The organism is Kitasatospora sp. NPDC004289, assembly GCF_053602875.1.
Genome location: NZ_JBSGEL010000041.1, coordinates 1 through 16,447, shown reverse-complemented (window position 1 = coordinate 16,447; position 16,447 = coordinate 1). Strand labels below are relative to the sequence as shown.

Genomic DNA, 16,447 nt, shown 5'->3' with positions numbered 1-16,447 from the left:
TATGCCGGGGCCGCGGAACGCGGCAGGGTAATAGGTCCCGCCCACCGACCTGAGCTGGCAGGATGCAGGCATGACCTACCTCCCCGCCGCTGACCGCTACTCCTCGATGACCTACCGCCGGGCCGGACGGAGCGGGGTGCTGCTCCCCGCCGTGTCGCTCGGCCTCTGGCACAACTTCGGCGACACCCAGCCGCTGGAGGTGCAGCGCGCGGTGCTGCGCCGCGCCTTCGACCGGGGCGTCACCCACTTCGACCTGGCGAACAACTACGGCCCGCCGTACGGCAGCGCCGAGAAGAACTTCGGGACGCTGTACGCGCAGGACTTCCGCCCGTACCGGGACGAGCTGTTCATCGCCTCCAAGGCCGGGTACGACATGTGGCCCGGCCCGTACGGGGACGGCGGCAGCCGGAAGTACCTGCTGGCCAGCCTGGACCAGTCGCTGGGCCGGATGGGCCTGGACTACGTGGACGTCTTCTACTCGCACCGCTACGACCCCACGACTCCGCTGGAGGAGACCATGGGGGCGCTGGACACGGCGGTGCGCTCCGGCCGGGCGCTGTACGCGGCGATCTCCAACTACCCGGCGGAGCAGCACCGGGAGGCGGTGGCGATCCTGCGCGAGCTGGGCACTCCGGTGCTGCTGAACCAGGCCCGGTACTCGATCCTGGACCGGGGCGTGGAGGACGGTGTGCTGGAGGCCGTCGGCGAGACGCAGACCAGCCTGATCGCCTACTCCCCGCTGGCCCAGGGCCTGCTGACGGACCGCTACCTGTCCGGCGAGGTGCCGGTGGGCTCGCGGATGTCGGTCGGGCACTTCCTCAAGGAGGAAGCGCTGACCGGGGCGAAGCTGGAGCAGCTGCGCGCGCTGGCCAAGGTGGCCGAGCGGCGCGGGCAGTCGCTGGCCCAGCTGGCGCTGAGCTGGGTGCTGCGGGACGAGCGGGTCTGCTCGGTGATCATCGGGGCCAGCAGCGTGGCCCAACTCGACCAGAACCTGGACGCGTTGGCGGCCGGGCCGCTCACCGCCGAGGAGCTGGCGGAGATCGACGCGCTGACCCGCTGAGCGCAAGGAGGCGGTGCCGCCCGGGGAAGCAGCCCCCGGGCGGCACCGCCCCGGATCAGGACGCCGGGGTGTACTTGTAGCCGACCCGGCGGACGGTGACGATGCTGTCGCGGTGCGCCGCGCCGAGCTTGCGGCGCAGCCGGGCGACGTGGACGTCCACGGTGCGGCCGTCGCCGACGTGGCCGTAGCCCCAGACCGCGGTGACCAGGTGGTCGCGGGTGTGCACCCGCTGCGGGTGGGCGGTGAGGTGGGCGAGCAGCTCGAACTCGAGGTAGGTAAGGTCGAGCAGGCGCCCGTCGACGTGGGCACTGCGGCGCTCGGCGTCCACCACGATGCCGCGGCCCGGGCGGGCCACCGGGGCGGTGGCGGACGGGGTGGTCGCGGTCGGGACGGCGGCGAGCTGGGCGGCGGCGAGCTGGGCGGCGGGCGCGGGCTCCCCGGCCGGCACCAGCACCAGGTAGCCGACCAACGGGTGGCCGGCCGTCTCGACGCCGGGGAACTGGGCCCCGTACTGGGCCAACAGGCCCTGCGGGATGGCGGATTGGGGCAGGGCCGCCACCACGGTGGCGCCCTCGGGCAGCGCGGTGAGCAGCTGCTGGGTGGGCGCCGGGACGGCGGCCACGTGGCGGCGCTCGGCGGGCGAGGTGACGGAGCGCAGGGCCCGCAGGTGCGGGGTGGCGGAGGGAGCGGTCAGGGTGGCGGTGGAGGAAGACATGGTGTGCCGCTTTCGCGTGTGACGGAATGGGTGGTGGTCGCACGGGCGGGCCGGCTGTGCACGTTCAGCCGAGAAAGAAAGTCGGTGCCGCCAAGCGGAGGGCGCACGGAAGGGACCGTTCACCTGGAGGCGGCACCGGGGTTCGAACGACGTGCGGTCGGGCCCGGGGTCAGCGACAACAGGCGCTGGAACACAGCGCCTGGTCGATGTACCGACGCATGGTCAGGACCGGGATCACCGGCGCGGGTTGCTTCACCGCGCAGTACTGCACTGCTGCCATGCTCTGGTACCTCCCCCCGGGAACGCCGCGACGAACTGTCCGCATGAGCGTTCCATGCGGACCGCCCCGGCGGCAAGCCGGTTGACGCAAAACGTCCACTCCGTGGGACGACTTCTCAAGGTGTGGGACTGCGCCGCTCCAGGGCGTGCTCGGCCAGCCGGACGAGCAGCTCCTTGCCGTCCTCCCGGCGCCGCGCGTCGCAGAGCAGCACCGGCACCCCGGGGTCCAGGTCGAGCGCGTCGCGGACGTCCCCGGGGGCGTAGACCTCGGTGCCCTCGAAGCAGTTCACCGCCACCACGAAGGGGATGCCGCGCCGCTCGAAGAAGTCCACCGAGGGGAAGCAGTCGGCCAGGCGCCGGGTGTCGGCCAGCACCACGGCACCGAGCGCGCCGTGCGCCAACTCGTCCCAGGCGAACCAGAACCGGTCCTGCCCCGGGGTGCCGAAGAGGTAGAGCGACAGCCCGGGGCGGAGGTCCAGGCGGCCGAAGTCCATCGCCACCGTGGTGGTCCGCTTGGCCTCCACCCCGGCGGTGTCGTCCACCCGCTCGCCGGCCGCGGTGAGCTGCTCCTCGGTGCGCAGCGGGCGGATCTCGCTCACCGCGCCGACCAGGGTGGTCTTGCCGGCCCCGAAGCCGCCGGCGACCAGGATCTTCACCGCCACCGAGCTCCACGGCGAAGCAGGGCCCAAGGGTCGGTCAGAGTGCACGGAGGCCATTGATCACGTCTCGCAGCAGACGCTCGTCCGGCAGCTGGGCGAGCGGAACGGGCCGGGTGACGGAGATCAGCCCGGAGTCGTGCAGATCGCCCAGCAGCACCCGGACCAGGCTCACCGGAAGGTCGGTGAACGAGCCCAACTCCGCGACGCTGAGCGGTTCGTCGCGGCAGAGGTCGAGGATCGCCCGGTGCTCCAGGTCCAGGTCGGACTCGCCCGACCCCTCCCGGTGCACGGCGGTGATCAGCGAGATGAGGTCGAACAACCCCTCCTCGGCGGGCCTGGTCCGCCCCCGGGTCATCGAGAACAGCCGGACCACCGGCCCGGCCTCGTCGTCGAACCACTGATCCTCGACGGTCATCTGACGGTCATCTCCCCGGCGGCGGAACGGCGGAATCGGTGCGCGGCTCGGCGGACAGGTGCTCGCCGACCCGCTTGACCAGCAGGGCCATCTCGTAAGCGATCTGGCCCACGTCGGACTCGGCCTCGCTCAGCACCGCCAGGCAACTGCCGTCGCCCGCCGCGGTGATGAAGAGGAAGGCCTCGTCCAGCTCGACCATGGTCTGGCGGACACCACCGACCTGGAAGTGCCGCCCGGCGCCCTTCGCCAGGCTGTGGAAGCCGGCCGCGACGGCGGCCAGGTGCTCGGCGTCCTCGCGGCCGAGGCCCTGCGAGGCGCCGGTGGCCAGGCCGTCGCTGGAGAGGATCACCGCATGCCGCAGCGCCGCGACCCGCCCCACCAGATCGTCCAGCAGCCAGTTCAGCTCTCCCGACGGCTGTGCCGTAGCGGTCATGATCGGTTTCCTTCCGTTGGTGCAGGCTGTGCGGGCCGTACGTGTTGTGCGTGTTGCTCGGGTTGTGCGGGTTGAGCAGGTGTCACGGAGCCGGTGGGCCCGGCCGGGAGGGCCTGGGGCCTTGGCGGGGACGCCAGTTCGGCGCGTCGGCCGCCCGGGGCCACCGCGAACGGCAGCCCGGTCGAGGGTACGGCGGGAGGCGGCACGACGGTACCGCCGGGAGCGCCGGGCACCGGGTCCGGGACGACGGTGAGCGAGGCCGGCTGGAGCCGGTCGCCGCGACCGCGCTGGTAGCCGCGCTGGAAGGAGGCGAAGGCCGAGCGGGCCTCCTCCGGCGAGCGCTCGCGCGAGCTCTGCTCCGGCTCGGGGGCGGCGTCCTTCAACTGCGGTGCCAGGTTGGCCTGCCGGACCCGCCGGGGAAGCAGACCGCCGGCCGGTGCGGCAACGGGCCGTGCGGCGGCGGGCGGTGCGGCGGCGGGCGGTGCGCCGAGCGGGGACGGCCCGGGCACCGGGGACGGCGCGGAGCCGTCCTCGCGGGGGCTGTCCGCGCGGCGGTGCCGGCCGGTGCCTACCGAGTCGGCGGGCACCAGGACCGGGCCGCTGCCGGGGACGCCGGGCGTGGCGGGGCCGCCGGAGCGCCGCCGGGGCAGACCGCCGGGGGTGCGGGCCGGGTCGGCGGCCGAGGGGCGGGGGCCGCCGGCCGCACGGCTGTTGGCGCGGGCGAGCTCCTCGGCGGCCTGGCCGCGGCGGCGGCCGTTGCCGCCCTCCGGCCCTCCGGTGTCCTCCGGGGACGGGTCCGGGACCGCGACCAGGTCGGGGCGGCCGAACGCGGCGGGCGCGGCAGCGGGCGGGGCGGTGGACGGGGTGGCGGCGGAGGACGGGGCGGCGGGCGAGGGGACCGCGGCCAGGTCCGGGCGGCCCGGGGTCGGCGCGGGGGCCGGGCGGGGGGCTGCGGTCGGCTCGGCCAGCAGGTCGGGCGCCTCGGCCAGCAGTTCGCGCGGGATCAGCACGATCGCCGTGGTGCCACCGTACGGCGAGGGCCGCAGGTGCACCCGGATGCCGTGCCGCCGGGCCAGCCGGCTGACCACGAAGAGGCCCAGCCGGTCGGTGTCGGCGAGGTCGAACTCCTGCTCCACCGCGAGGCGTTGGTTGATCTCGGCGAGCGCGGTCTCGCTCAGGCCGAGGCCGCGGTCGTCGATCTCCAGCGAGAAGCCGTGCGCGACCACCTCACCCTGCACCGTGACCTGGGCGTGCGGCGGCGAGTACACCGCGGCGTTCTCCACCAGCTCGGCGATCAGGTGGGTGACGTCGGCGACCGCGCTGCCGAGCAGTCCGGTGCCGGGGAACGGACGGACGATCACCCGGGCGTAGTCCTCGACCTCGCCGACGGCGGCGCGGACCACGTCCACCATCCTGACCGGCTTGCGCCAGGCCCGGCCCGGTGAGCCGCCGGAGAGGATGATCAGGCCCTCCGCGTGGCGGCGCATGCGGGTGGTGAGGTGGTCGAGGCGGAACAGGTCCTCCAGCTCGGCCGGGTCCTCGGTGCGGCGCTCCATGGTGTCCAGCAGGGTGAGCTGACGGTGCAGCAGCACCTGGCTGCGGCGGGCCAGGTTCACGAAGACGGCGGAGACGCCGCGGCGCAGCTCGGCCTGCTCGACGGCGGCCTCCACGGCCACCCGCTGGACCTGGTTGAAGGCGCGGCCGACCTCGCCGATCTCGGCCGGGCCGAACTCCAGCTCGGGCGCCTCGGCCGCGATGTTCACCGGCTCGCCGCGCCGCAGCTTGAGCATCACGGCGGGCAGGCGGGTGCCGGAGAGTTCGAGTGCGGAGTTGCGCAGGCCGATCAGCTCGCGGGCCAGGCCCCGGCCGATCCGGTAGGAGATGACCACCGAGGCGACCACCGCGATCAGGCCGATCAGACCGGCGATGCCGCCGCGCACCAGCTGGTTCACCGCGTACGAGCGGGCCCGGGCGCCGATCTCGCCGACCAGCCGGGTGTTGAGGGTGGCCAGCTCCTCCAGGCCCCTCTCGGCCGGGCCGTTCCAGGAGACCGGCGGGATGCCGAGCACGGCCTGGCGCGGGTCCGGCGAGCCGAGGAAGAGGCCCTCGGACTCGGCCAGCGCCGAGAGGCTGTTGCCGTTGCGGACGGCGAGGTAGTCGACCCGGTCCTGCTCGTCCAACTCGGGGATGTAGACGGTGAACAGCGCCTGCTCGTTGTGGAGGGCGTCCTTGGCCACCTGGTACATCGCGGGGGTGGGCTCGGGCCGGTCCTTCGGGCTGGCCTCCTTGAGGTCCAGCATCAGCCGCAGCGCCCGGATGCCGGTCTCGCCCTGGGAGAGGTACTCACGGGCCCGCACCAGCTCCGTCAGGACCATTCCCTGGCGGGGCAGTTGGCCGGTCTGCCGGCTGACGAAGGCGGAGCGGAAGGAGAAGACCGGCAGCACCAGCTTGCTGTACTCGGTGACCACCACGTCCCAGTCCTTGAGGCGCTGGTCCACCACGTCGCGCAGCGGGGCCAGGCCCTCGGCCGCCGTGAGCATCTCGGCCAGCCGGAGCTGCTGCACCGCGTCGAGCTTCCCCTTGTCGGAGGAGTCGGCCTGGTAGCGCAGCAGTTGCAGCGAGCGGTCGGTGATCGTCCGGGCCTGGAGGTAGCGCTCCTGGAGCTCCTTGTCCCGCGGGTCGGCCAGCCGGAGCACCGCGGCCCGGCGCTCGTTCTGCACGTCGCGGGCGTACTGGTCGGTGGGGGTGCCGAAGGTCCGGTACGCGGTGGAGACGTCCAGCTGGGCCCAGACGTCGCCGGTGGTCACCATCGTCGCGTACACCCACAGACCGGTGAGGGCGACGATGGGCACCAAGAGCAGCGCGATCATCTTCGCGCGGATCGAGCTGCTGCGCAGACGCATGGAGTCCTCGGTGCAGGGAGGGGGTGCGGGAGGCCAGTCATGGACACGGAAAGGAGTGTTCGGGCACGTCCTCTGCCCGAGATCTGCGTCACCTTACTACTCCCTGACCACTCGTTCGAAGGGTCGAATGGCCAGCCGGAACCAAACGGTGATGTTCCTCCCGGTTTCTGACACTTGCACAGGTCTGTCCTGCCGGGCGCGACACCGGCACGTGCCAAGAGTGCCTGACGGTGCGGCAGCTCTGGGCAGGGCCGCGACGATCCGGTAGCTTCGCCGCATGCCGCGCCGGGGCGGCGGGCCCGGCCCACGGGCCGGGGCGGACGGGGGTGGCCTTGCGGCAGTTCAGCGGACCGGCGGCCCCTCCCCCGGCGGTCGGTGGACTGGCGGACTCGCTGTACGACACCGCCGACCGGACGCCCGGACTGGTGCAGCTGGCCCTCCCCGGGCCGGACGGCTGGCGTCCGCTCTCCGCGCTGCGCTTCCGCGACGAGGTGCTGGCGCTGGCCAAGGGACTGCTGGGCCACGGGGTGCGCTACGGCGACCGGGTCGCGGTGATGTCCGGCACCCGGTACGAGTGGACCCTCTTCGACTACGCGCTCTGGTCCGTCGGCGCCGTCCCCGTGCCGGTCTACCCGACCTCGGCCCCCGAGCAGGTGCGCTGGATCCTGGCCGAGACCCAGGCGGTGGCCTGCGTGGTGGAGCACGAGGACCACGCCATGACGGTCGGCGCGGTCTGCGACGCGCTGCCCGGGCTGACCGCGATCTGGCAGCTGGACCAGGACTGCGTGGCCGAGCTCTCCCGGGACGGCCGCGGCCTGCCCGACTCCCTGGTGCACCGTCAGCGCCTCGGCGTCACCCCGGACTCGGTGGCCACCGTCATCTACACCTCCGGCACCACCGGCCGCCCCAAGGGCTGCATGCTCACCCACGGGAACCTGGCCGCCGAGGCGGACGCGCTGCTGACCGGCTGGGCCCAGGTGCTGGCCGAGGGCGGCGGACAGCCGGCCACCCTGCTGATGCTGCCGATGGCGCACGTCTACGGCCGGGTGGTGCAGATCGCGGCGGTGCGCGGCGGCATCCGGCTGGGCCACCACGCGGAGCTGACCACCGACTCGCTGCTCCCCGCGCTGGCCTCCTTCCGGCCCACCTTCCTGCACCTGGTGCCGTACGTGCTGGAGAAGGTGGCGCAGCGGGCCCGGCAGGCCGCCGAGGAGGCCGGGCGCGGCGAACTCTTCGAGCAGGCCCGGCAGGTGGCCGTGGAGTGGGCCGCCGCCCGGGAGCAGCGGGCGTTCTCCACCGGCCCCGGCCCCGGCCCCGCCCTGCGACTGCGGCACGCCGGGTACGACCGGCTGGCCTACCAGCGGCTGCGGGCCGTCTTCGGCGGCCGGGCCCGGGCCCTGATGTGCGGCGGCTCCCACCTCGGCCGCGAGCTGGGCCTGTTCTTCACCGGGGCCGGGATGACCGTCTACGAGGGCTACGGCCTGACCGAGACCGGCGCCGCGATCACGGCCAACCCACCGGGCCGCACCAAGGCCGGTACGGTCGGCCGGCCGCTGCCCGGGGCCGAGGTGGCGATCGGCCCGGACGGCGAGGTCTGGGTGGCCGGCCCCACGGTCTTCGCCGGCTACCTCAACCACGCCGAACCGGCCGTCCACGGCGGCTGGTTCGCCACCGGGGACCTGGGCGCGCTGGACCGCGACGGCTACCTGACCATCACCGGCCGGAAGAAGGAGCTGATCGTCACCAGCAGCGGCAAGAACCTGGCGCCCGGACTGCTGGAGGAGCGCGTCCGGGCCCATCCGCTGATCTCGCAGTGCCTGGTGGTCGGCGACAACCGCCCCTACGTGGCCGCCCTGCTGACCCTCGACCCGCTGGCCCTGGCGCACTGGCTGAAGGCCAACGGCCGGGCCCAGCTCGATCCTTGGGCGGTGCTGGCGGACGAGGCGCTGCACGCCGAGGTGCAGCGCGGCATCGCCGCCGCCAACTCCACCGTCTCCCGGGCCGAGTCGATCCGCGCCTTCCGGCTGCTGCCGCGGGAGTTCACCGTGGCGGAGGGCCTGCTGACGCCCTCGCTGAAGCTGCGCCGCTCGGCCATCCTGGCCCACTGGGCGGACGACGTCGAGGAGTTGTACACGGGCTGACGGCCGTGACGCTTCCGTTTCCGGGAGGTGGACGAACCGTGGTGACGGGATGCCGGGGGCATGATCGGGCAAGCCGGGGCAAGGTGCCCCCGCCGGGCCCGCGCACCCTTGACGGGCCGTCTGGTCCAGTCCAATGTGGGGCCCCGGCCGGTACCCAGGCCCGGCCCGGACGTGCGGCGGGCCGTCCCCTCTTCCCCGCCCCTCCGGGGAGTGCAGCGTCCTTCCCCCACACAGGAGTTCACTCGTGCACACCTCTCTGCGCCGGATCGCCTGCGCCGCCGTCGGCGCCCTCACGGTCCTCGGCGCCGCCGGGCCCACCGCCGCGCACGCCGAGACCGCTCCGGCCGTCAACCTGGCCACCAACCCGGGCTTCGAGATCACCACCCTGCCGCTGGCCGACTGGGGCACGATCCCGGGCTGGCAGTGCGTCCCGGGCGAGGCGTTCATCCGCGACACGGCGGCCCGCACCGGCGCCGCCGGCCTCACCGTGACCCCGGCGAACGACCACAGCAACGGCGAGTGCGCCCAGACCGTGGCCGTGCGCCCCAACACGACCTACAGCTACTCGGCCTGGGTGCGCGGCAACTACGTCTTCCTCGGCGCCACCGGCACCGGCAACGACGTCGCCCCGTCCTGGACCGAGACCACCAACGGCGGCTGGCAGAAGCTCACCACCCGCTTCACCACCGGCCCGAACGCCTCCACCGTCCGCCTCTACCTGCACGGCTGGTACGAGCAGGGCGCCTTCTCCGCCGACGACGTGGAGCTCGGCGGCCCGGCCGTCGACCCGGCCTGGGCCACCTGGAACGTGCCCTACCCGGCCGCCGTCCAGGACAAGAAGGTCTTCTTCACCGTGGACGACGGCTGGCAGCGCACCCCCGACGTGGTGAACTTCGTCGAGGCCAACAAGCTGCCCGTCACCGCCTTCCCGCTGCCGATGCCGGTCGGCTTCGAGCCGGACTTCTTCAAGCGGGTCACCTCGGCCGGCACCGGCGGCTCGGTGGAGGTGCACAGCGTCTCCCACCGCGACCTCACCACCCTGCCGCTCGCCGAGCAGCAGGCCGAGATCTGCACCGCCCGGGACGCCGTCGCCCAGCGGTACGGCACCGCCCCCAAGGTCTTCCGCCCGCCGTACTTCGCCTTCAACGCCGACACCCTGCAGGCCGCCGCCAACTGCGGCCTGCGCACCGTGATGACCGCCACCGCGGACTACAGCTGGGGCGCCTCCACCAGCTACCGCGGCGGCCTCCAGGCCGGTGACGTGGTGATCTTCCACTTCTCCGACACGCTGGCCACCGACCTCCAGCGTGCCCTGGCGGACGTCACCGCGGCCGGTCTGACCGTCGGCGGCCTGCGCTCCTACCTGCCCTGACGATCCCTCACGCCGCAGAGCCCGTACCCCCGCCGCCCGCGTCTCGGGGCAGGGGGTACGGGCTCACGCCGTCTACCGGACGGCTCACACGCCGCCGGAGAAGGCCGGCAGGTAGCCGCCGGACTGGCCGGACGCCTTCGGGTGGTAGCTCTCGTCCACCGGCAGCACGGTGGAGTTCAGCCAGGTGGTGCCGGAACCGCAGATCTCGTGGGTGGTGAACAGGCCCCGGACGTCGCGGTAGGTGAAGCCCGCATTGGCCGCCCGCTTGGAGATCACGTCGTCCAGCAGGTCCGCCGCGCTGTTGATGGCGGCCCGCTTGGTGTCGCCGATGCCGAAGACGCAGTCGCCGCCGACCTTGTAGAGGCGCGGGTAGCCGATCACCACCACCTTGGCACTCGGCGCCTTGCTGCGGATCTGCGTGTACACCTGGTCGAGCTTGCCGGGCAGCGTGTTGGTCGCGTACGCCTTCGCGTTGTCGACCGCCGTCAGGCAGGCGCTCTCGGAGTTGAGCACGCAGGTCTGCATGGTGCTGGCGAAGCCGGCGTCGTTGCCGCCGATGGTGATCGACACCAGCGTGGTGGTCGAGTTGAGGGTGCCGAGCTGGTTGGCCAGGACGTCACCGGTTCTCGCCCCCGAACAGGCCAGGAAGGAGAACGAGGCGGGCGCGTTGGCGTTCTTCCACAGGTACGGGTACGCGTTGGTGCTCCGCTTGCAGCTACCGCTCTCGCTGGTGTAGCTGCCCGCCCCCACCCCTGCGGAGTAGGAGTCGCCGAGGGCGACGTAGCGGGCCCCGGCGGCGTGGGCCGCGGGGGCGACGACGAGGGTGGTCAGGGTGAGCAGCATCGCCGAGAGGGCGACGGAGACAGCACGGACTGGACGCACGGGCACCTCCACTGGAGTGACGCAGGTCACGTGACGCGGGTCACATTTTTGATACCAGGGAGTAGCTACGCCGGATAGTGGCCATGCCAAAGTTGTTGCGAGGATTAGCCCGTGTGACACCGTCAGTCCGACGCGGTGTCAGTTCCCGCTCACACCCGGGCGGCTCGCGGCCGACTCGCGGCCGGGGCCGGCTCCGGGTCTCAGTCGAGGACCGCGCCGTCCGCCGGGAGCTCCTCGATGGTCTCGTTGGCGGCCGTGGGTATGCCCAGCTGCCGGACGGCCACCTCCACCGCCGCGCGCGCCTGCCGCAGGCCCGGCCCGCCCCAGCCGAGCAGCTCCACCGCCAGCCCCGGCGCCACCAGCAGACGGCGGTAGTGCCGCCCCGAGGCCGGGTCGGGAGCCGTCGGCCCGACGGCGTGCAGCGGGGCCGCCATCCGGACCCGGGCGCACTCGTGGCCGCCGTTGGCCGAGCCGATCCGGTCGTAGAGGTAGCCCAGGTAGTGCGCGGTGCCGATCACGGCCTGCGCCTCCTCCCCCGCCTCCCGGGCCAGTGCCAGCGCCGGATCCCCCTCGTCCTCCGGCTCCAGCGAACCGCCCGGCAGGCTGACCACCCCGTCCCGCGGGTTCACCAGCGTCAGCACCCGGCCGTCGGGCACGAAGAGCCAGCCCCAGGACTGCTTCACCGGCAGCCCCTGCGGCACCGGCTCGCCCGGCCGCCAGGGCCACCCCGCCGTCGGGCGGCGGCGGACGCGGCCGAGCAGCTCGGCGATCTCCGCGCTGTACTCGATGCTGCCCATGCGTCCCCCTCCCTCGGTCTCGGGTGCCGGCGGCGATTCGGAGTCGATGCCTCCGACTGTTGATCTTCCCCGAACATTCGGTCGATGAACAGTCCTGGCCGCCGCCCGGGGCACGGCAGTCCGCCCGGGGTTCAGCTCCCGGCCACCCCCGGGACGGTCACGGCATCGGCAGCGGGAAGCCGGGGCACCCCAGGACCCCGCCCTCCCCCACCGGCAGCTCGGGCCCCAGCACCCCGGCCCCGGCCGCCCCCAGCTCCAGCACCGCGCCGGTCTCCGCCGCCGTCATCGGCCGCAGCCAGCCGTCCACCAGCACCCACCCGTGCACCGCGCCGTCCGCCCGGTACAGCATCAACTCCCCCGAGCCGCACCCCGCCACCGCCGCCGCCAGCGTGACGCAGAACGCCTCCACCTCCCGCCCCACCCCGTCCGGCAGCCCCTCCCGCACCACCAGCCCGGCCACCGCCGTCAGCTCCTCGCCGTCCAACAGCCCCAGCGAACGGAGCGTCAGCCGGTGCCGCCCGTCCCCCGCGCCCTCGGCCAGCGCCAGCACCACCTCCGACACGTACCCCAGCACCGCCGCCACCCGCTCCTGCGGGCTCGACTCCCACCCCACCGCCGCCAGCAGCGCGGCGCACCCGATCGAGATCCGCACCCGCGCCCGGTGATCCTCCGTCAGCACCGGCAGCAGCTCCGCCAGCCCCTCCCCCGCATAGGCGAACGGCTCGCCGGCCAGCTCCGGATCGGCCGCGTACGCCACCTCCGCCACCGGATCCGCCGGGTCCAGCAGGTGCTCCGCGCAGAAGTCCTCGAAGTCCACCGGCTCCAGCACCCGCAGGTGCACGTCCACCCCCGTCCCCCGCAGCGCCCGAAGCCGGCCCTCCGTGCACCGCAGGTACGCCCCGAAGTCCACCCCCTCGAACAGCCCGCACCGCCGCAGCCGCGCGTACGCCGCCGCATCCGTCGCCACCGCCAGGGCGACCGTCTGCCGCACCTCCCCGCACGCCCGCCGCCCCGCCGTCCGCCGCCGCGCCCCGTACTTCCTGGCCATGCAGATCCCCTCCCAGGGTCGAACCGCCGACCCCCGACGGGTGCCGACGACCGAAACGTACACACGGTCACCGACAGAACACATGGAGCAACCATCCGAACGAGGCCCTCCCCGCCGAGCAGAGCGAATCCTTGGGAGGCGACAACACCTGGGTCCTGACGCAGAAGGTCGCGGTGGAGGGTGACCGCGACGCGGCCGTCACCCGGGCCGAGGAGGACGATCAACAACCAGGTGCAGGTCAGCGTCGCCGAGCTGGTGCACTCGGTGGAGACCCCGCCCGCCCCGCAGGCGAAGCGGCCCTGGCGGCGCGGCTGAGCCCCTCCGCCACCGGCCCGGTCGGGTACGGACGGCGGATTCCCGGGTTGTCGGTGCGAGCTGGGATACTCGGGGACGGTCCTGGTGAGTGCGAGACGTGTGGGGGTTGGGTACGTGCGACTGCTGCACACCTCGGACTGGCACCTCGGGAGATCGTTCCACCGGGAGAACCTGATCGCCGCGCAGCGCGGCTTCCTGGAGCACCTGGTGGAGGTGGTCGAGGAGCGCGGGGTCGAGGCGGTGCTGGTCGCCGGGGACGTGTACGACCGGGCCCTGCCGGGGCTGGACGCGGTCGAGCTGTTCGACGAGGTGCTGCACCGGCTCGCGGAGCTGGGCGTGCCGACGGTCTTCATCAGCGGGAACCACGACTCGGCCCGCCGGCTCGGCGTGGCCTCCGGGCTGATCGACCGGGCCGGGATCCACCTGCGGACCGACCCCGGCGGAGTGGCCGAGCCGGTGGTGCTGGCCGACGAGCACGGGCCGGTGGCGGTCTACGGTCTGCCGTACCTGGAGCCGGCGCTGACCAGGGAGCGGTTCGGGCTGGCCAAGGGCGGGCACGAGCAGGTGCTGGCGGCGGCGATGGACCGGGTCCGGGAGGACCTGGCGGAGCGGCCGGAGGGGACCAGGGCCGTGGTGCTGGCGCACGCCTTCGTGGCCGGCGGCGAGGCCAGCGACAGCGAGCGGGACATCACGGTGGGCGGCATCGCGGCGGTGCCCTCGGCGGTCTTCGACGGGGCGCACTACGTGGCCCTCGGCCACCTGCACGGCTGCCAGACCATCGCCCCGCACCTGCGCTACAGCGGCTCGCCGCTCGCCTACTCCTTCTCCGAGACCACCCACCGCAAGAGCATGTGGCTGGTCGACCTGGCCGCCGACGGCTCGGTGGAGGCCGAGCGGGTGTACACCCCCGTGCCCCGCCCGCTGGCCCAACTGCGCGGCAGGCTCGACGATTTGCTCGAGAACGAGAAGTACGGGAAGCACACCGACTCCTGGGTGCAGGCCACCCTGACCGATCCGGCCCGCCCGGCGAAGCCGATGGAGCAGCTGCGCACCCGCTTCCCGCACACCCTCCAACTGCTCTTCGACCCCGAGCCGGTGGAGGGCGAGCGGCCCGAGTCCTACGCCTCGCGGGTCAGCGGCCGGACCGACCAGGAGGTGGCCGAGGGCTTCGTCCGGCACGTCCGGCCCGGCACCGAGGCCGACCCCGCCGAACGGGACTGGCTCCGCCAGGCCTTCGAAGAGGTCCGCCAACTCGACCAGCAGAAGCAGGAGTTGCCCCGATGAGGCTGCACCGGCTGCGGATCACCGCGTTCGGCCCGTTCGCCACCACGGAGCAGGTGGACTTCGACGAACTCGGCGCCTCCGGCCTGTTCCTGCTGCGCGGCGCCACCGGTGCGGGCAAGAGCAGCGTGCTGGACGCGGTCTGCTTCGCCCTCTACGGCGAGGTGCCCGGCGCCCGCAAGGGCAACCCGCTGCGCAGCGACCACGCCGAGCCCGGCCTGCTCACCGAGGTCGAGCTCGAACTCACCCTGGGCGGGCAGCGGTTGAAGGTGGTGCGGCGGCCCGAGCAGCTGCGCCCGAAGAAGCGCGGCACCGGCATGACGCCGGAGAAGCCGGAGACCCTGCTCAGCGAGTGGGTGCCGGACGCCGGGGAGGGCGCACCGGGCTGGCGGGCCGTCAGCCGCTCGCACCAGGAGGCCGGGGAGCAGATCCACCGGCTGATCGGGATGAGCCGCGACCAGTTCTGCCAGGTGGTGCTGCTGCCGCAGGGCGACTTCGCCCGCTTCCTGCGGGGCGACGCCAACGAGCGGGCCAAGCTGCTCCGGCAGCTCTTCGACACCGGCCGCTTCGAGCAGGTCGAGCGCTGGCTCACCGAGCAGAAGACCCGCCAGGAGGCCGCGGTCCGGGCCGACCGTCAGCAGCTGCACGCCCTGGCCACCCGGGCCGAGCAGGCCGCCGGGCCGTCCGCCGAGCCGCTCACCGCCTGGGTCCCGGAGTCGGCCGGGCCGGCGGCCTTCCTCGGCTGGGCCGCCCTGCTGCGCACCGACGCGGCGGAGCGCTCGACGGTGGCCTCGCTGGCCCTGGCCGGGGCGGAGCAGGCGCACGAGCGGGCGCGGGCCCGGCTCCGTACGACCCAGGAACTGGCGGAGCGTCAGCAGCGGCACGCCGAGGCCGTCCGGGCCGCGGCAGAGTCGGCGCTCGGCGCCGAGGCCCACCAGCGGGACGCCGACCGGCTCGCCGTCGCCCAGCAGGCCGCCACCGTCGAGCCCGTCCTGCGCCACCACGCCGCCGCCACGACCGCCCTGGCCACCGCCGAGGCGGCCGAGCACCGCGCCCGCGCGGCCCTCGCCGAGCAGGCCCCGGCCGGGGCGGACGGCCCCACCCGGCCGGCCGTGGCCGGGGAAGGCGATCCCACCGAGGAAGGCGGCCCCACCGAGCAGGACCGCGTCGCGCCCACACCGGCCGGAGCCGACCTTCCCGTCGGCGCCGTGGCCGCGGCGGGCCGCGCCGCCACCGACGCGCGGACCCCGCTCCACCGGGCCGGGGCCGAGCGCCTCGCCGAGGCGGAGCGCGGCCTGCGCGCCGACCTCGGCCGCCTCGACGCCGCCCGGGCCGACGAACGCCGCCTCCCCGAGGCCCTGCGCGAGGCCGAGCGGACCAACCATCAGCTGGGCCTGGCGCAGGAGGCCGCGGATGACGCCGCCGACTGGCTGCTGGACTTCGACACCCGTCTCAAGGAGCTCCAGGAGCAGCAGGCCGCCGCCCGGGCAGCCGAGGCCCGGGTCGAGCAGCTGGACGCCCGCCGCGCGGAGCTCCGTACCCGGCTGACCGCCGCCGCCGAGCGGGACCGCCTCCGGGGCCGGATCGCCACCGCCGAGGGCGAGTTGGCCACCCTGCGCGAGCGGGCCGGTGACGCCCGGGAGCACACCCTCGACCTGCGGGAGCGCCGCCTCGCCGGGATGGCCGCCGAGCTGGCGGCCCAGCTGGCCGACGGCGCGCCGTGCCGGGTCTGCGGAGCGACCGCGCACCCCGCCCCCGCGCAGCCGACCGGTGCGCCGGTCGGCCAGGCCGACGAGGAGCGGGCCCGGGCCGCGCAGCAGCGGGCCGAGCAGCACCGGGACACCGCCGCCCAGGAGCTGGCCACGCTCCGGGTGGCCGAGGCGGCGGCCGCCACCACCGCCGGCGAGGACTCCGCCGGGCAGCTGGCCGACGCGCTCACCGAGGCCGACGCCGCGCTGCGCCGCACCCTCGCGGAGGCCGACGCGCTCGGGCAACTCCAGCGTCAGGCCGAGCAGTTGACCCACCAGCAGCAGGCCCGCCAGGCCGAGCAGGAGCAGGCCCGGATCCGCGCCGCCGCCCTCACCAGCAAGCTGCAGACCCTCGCCGAGGAGCGGGAGCGGCTCACCGCGCGGGTCGCCGACGCCCGG

Annotated in this window: 14 protein-coding genes; 6 read left to right on the top strand and 8 right to left on the bottom strand. The window is 74.3% G+C overall.

The genetic code is table 11. The features are described 5' to 3' along the window. Positions 1 to 70 precede the first annotated feature (70 nt). Positions 71 to 1,060 carry an aldo/keto reductase gene (locus tag ACWEPF_RS25520; RefSeq protein WP_380150514.1) on the top strand — a complete coding sequence of 330 codons (990 nt, stop codon included), beginning with the start codon at positions 71 to 73 and terminating at the stop codon, positions 1,058 to 1,060. A gap of 55 nt (positions 1,061 to 1,115) precedes the next feature. Here the strand turns inward: ACWEPF_RS25520 and ACWEPF_RS25515 are convergent, their stop codons facing one another. From ACWEPF_RS25515 to ACWEPF_RS25495, 5 genes are all read right to left on the bottom strand, one after another. Continuing rightward, the gene (locus ACWEPF_RS25515; RefSeq protein WP_452174324.1) at positions 1,116 to 1,775 is read right to left on the bottom strand and encodes a winged helix-turn-helix domain-containing protein; all 660 of its coding nucleotides are present in this window, start codon (positions 1,773 to 1,775) and stop codon (positions 1,116 to 1,118) included. A gap of 395 nt (positions 1,776 to 2,170) precedes the next feature. Then, complete coding sequence (locus ACWEPF_RS25510) at positions 2,171 to 2,770, bottom strand: GTP-binding protein (protein ID WP_452174323.1); 600 nt, start codon at positions 2,768 to 2,770, stop codon at positions 2,171 to 2,173. After that, entirely contained in the window at positions 2,751 to 3,128 is a 378-nt protein-coding gene (locus ACWEPF_RS25505) for a DUF742 domain-containing protein (RefSeq protein WP_452174322.1), read from the bottom strand. The genes ACWEPF_RS25510 and ACWEPF_RS25505 overlap by 20 nt, the downstream gene beginning before the upstream one ends. A gap of 7 nt (positions 3,129 to 3,135) precedes the next feature. After that, positions 3,136 to 3,561, bottom strand: coding sequence for a roadblock/LC7 domain-containing protein (locus ACWEPF_RS25500; RefSeq protein ID WP_345283233.1), 426 nt, complete (start codon positions 3,559 to 3,561; stop codon positions 3,136 to 3,138). Next, the gene (locus ACWEPF_RS25495; protein ID WP_452174321.1) at positions 3,558 to 6,464 is read right to left on the bottom strand and encodes a nitrate- and nitrite sensing domain-containing protein; all 2,907 of its coding nucleotides are present in this window, start codon (positions 6,462 to 6,464) and stop codon (positions 3,558 to 3,560) included. Before ACWEPF_RS25495 ends, ACWEPF_RS25500 begins: the two co-directional genes overlap by 4 nt. Positions 6,465 to 6,796: 332 nt before the next feature. On the opposite strand from ACWEPF_RS25495, the gene ACWEPF_RS25490 reads away from it, so the two are divergent. After that, positions 6,797 to 8,605, top strand: coding sequence for an AMP-dependent synthetase/ligase (locus ACWEPF_RS25490; protein WP_345289060.1), 1,809 nt, complete (start codon positions 6,797 to 6,799; stop codon positions 8,603 to 8,605). Positions 8,606 to 8,849: 244 nt separating this feature from the next. Then, the gene (locus ACWEPF_RS25485; RefSeq protein WP_452174320.1) at positions 8,850 to 9,977 is read left to right on the top strand and encodes a polysaccharide deacetylase family protein; all 1,128 of its coding nucleotides are present in this window, start codon (positions 8,850 to 8,852) and stop codon (positions 9,975 to 9,977) included. An 84-nt stretch (positions 9,978 to 10,061) separates the two neighbouring features. Here the strand turns inward: ACWEPF_RS25485 and ACWEPF_RS25480 are convergent, their stop codons facing one another. The 3 genes from ACWEPF_RS25480 to ACWEPF_RS25470 form a co-directional block, all read right to left on the bottom strand. Continuing rightward, positions 10,062 to 10,820 carry an SGNH/GDSL hydrolase family protein gene (locus ACWEPF_RS25480; protein WP_452174360.1) on the bottom strand — a complete coding sequence of 253 codons (759 nt, stop codon included), beginning with the start codon at positions 10,818 to 10,820 and terminating at the stop codon, positions 10,062 to 10,064. Between the two features lie 239 nt (positions 10,821 to 11,059). Continuing rightward, positions 11,060 to 11,656, bottom strand: a complete 597-nt coding sequence (locus ACWEPF_RS25475; protein WP_452174319.1) for a hypothetical protein — start codon at positions 11,654 to 11,656, stop codon at positions 11,060 to 11,062. A 157-nt stretch (positions 11,657 to 11,813) separates the two neighbouring features. Continuing rightward, positions 11,814 to 12,704 carry a hypothetical protein gene (locus tag ACWEPF_RS25470; RefSeq protein ID WP_449794671.1) on the bottom strand — a complete coding sequence of 297 codons (891 nt, stop codon included), beginning with the start codon at positions 12,702 to 12,704 and terminating at the stop codon, positions 11,814 to 11,816. A gap of 180 nt (positions 12,705 to 12,884) precedes the next feature. On the opposite strand from ACWEPF_RS25470, the gene ACWEPF_RS25465 reads away from it, so the two are divergent. The 3 genes from ACWEPF_RS25465 to ACWEPF_RS25455 all read left to right on the top strand — a co-directional run. After that, a complete protein-coding gene (locus tag ACWEPF_RS25465) occupies positions 12,885 to 13,019 on the top strand; it encodes a hypothetical protein (RefSeq protein WP_452174318.1) in 135 nt (44 codons plus the stop codon). 114 nt (positions 13,020 to 13,133) lie between these two features. Beyond that, positions 13,134 to 14,303: an exonuclease SbcCD subunit D gene (locus tag ACWEPF_RS25460; RefSeq protein WP_452174317.1), complete on the top strand. Its 1,170-nt coding sequence runs from the start codon at positions 13,134 to 13,136 to the stop codon at positions 14,301 to 14,303. Continuing rightward, the coding region (locus ACWEPF_RS25455) for an AAA family ATPase (RefSeq protein WP_452174316.1) at positions 14,300 to 16,447 on the top strand (2,148 nt) is incomplete at its 3' end. The genes ACWEPF_RS25460 and ACWEPF_RS25455, both read left to right, overlap by 4 nt.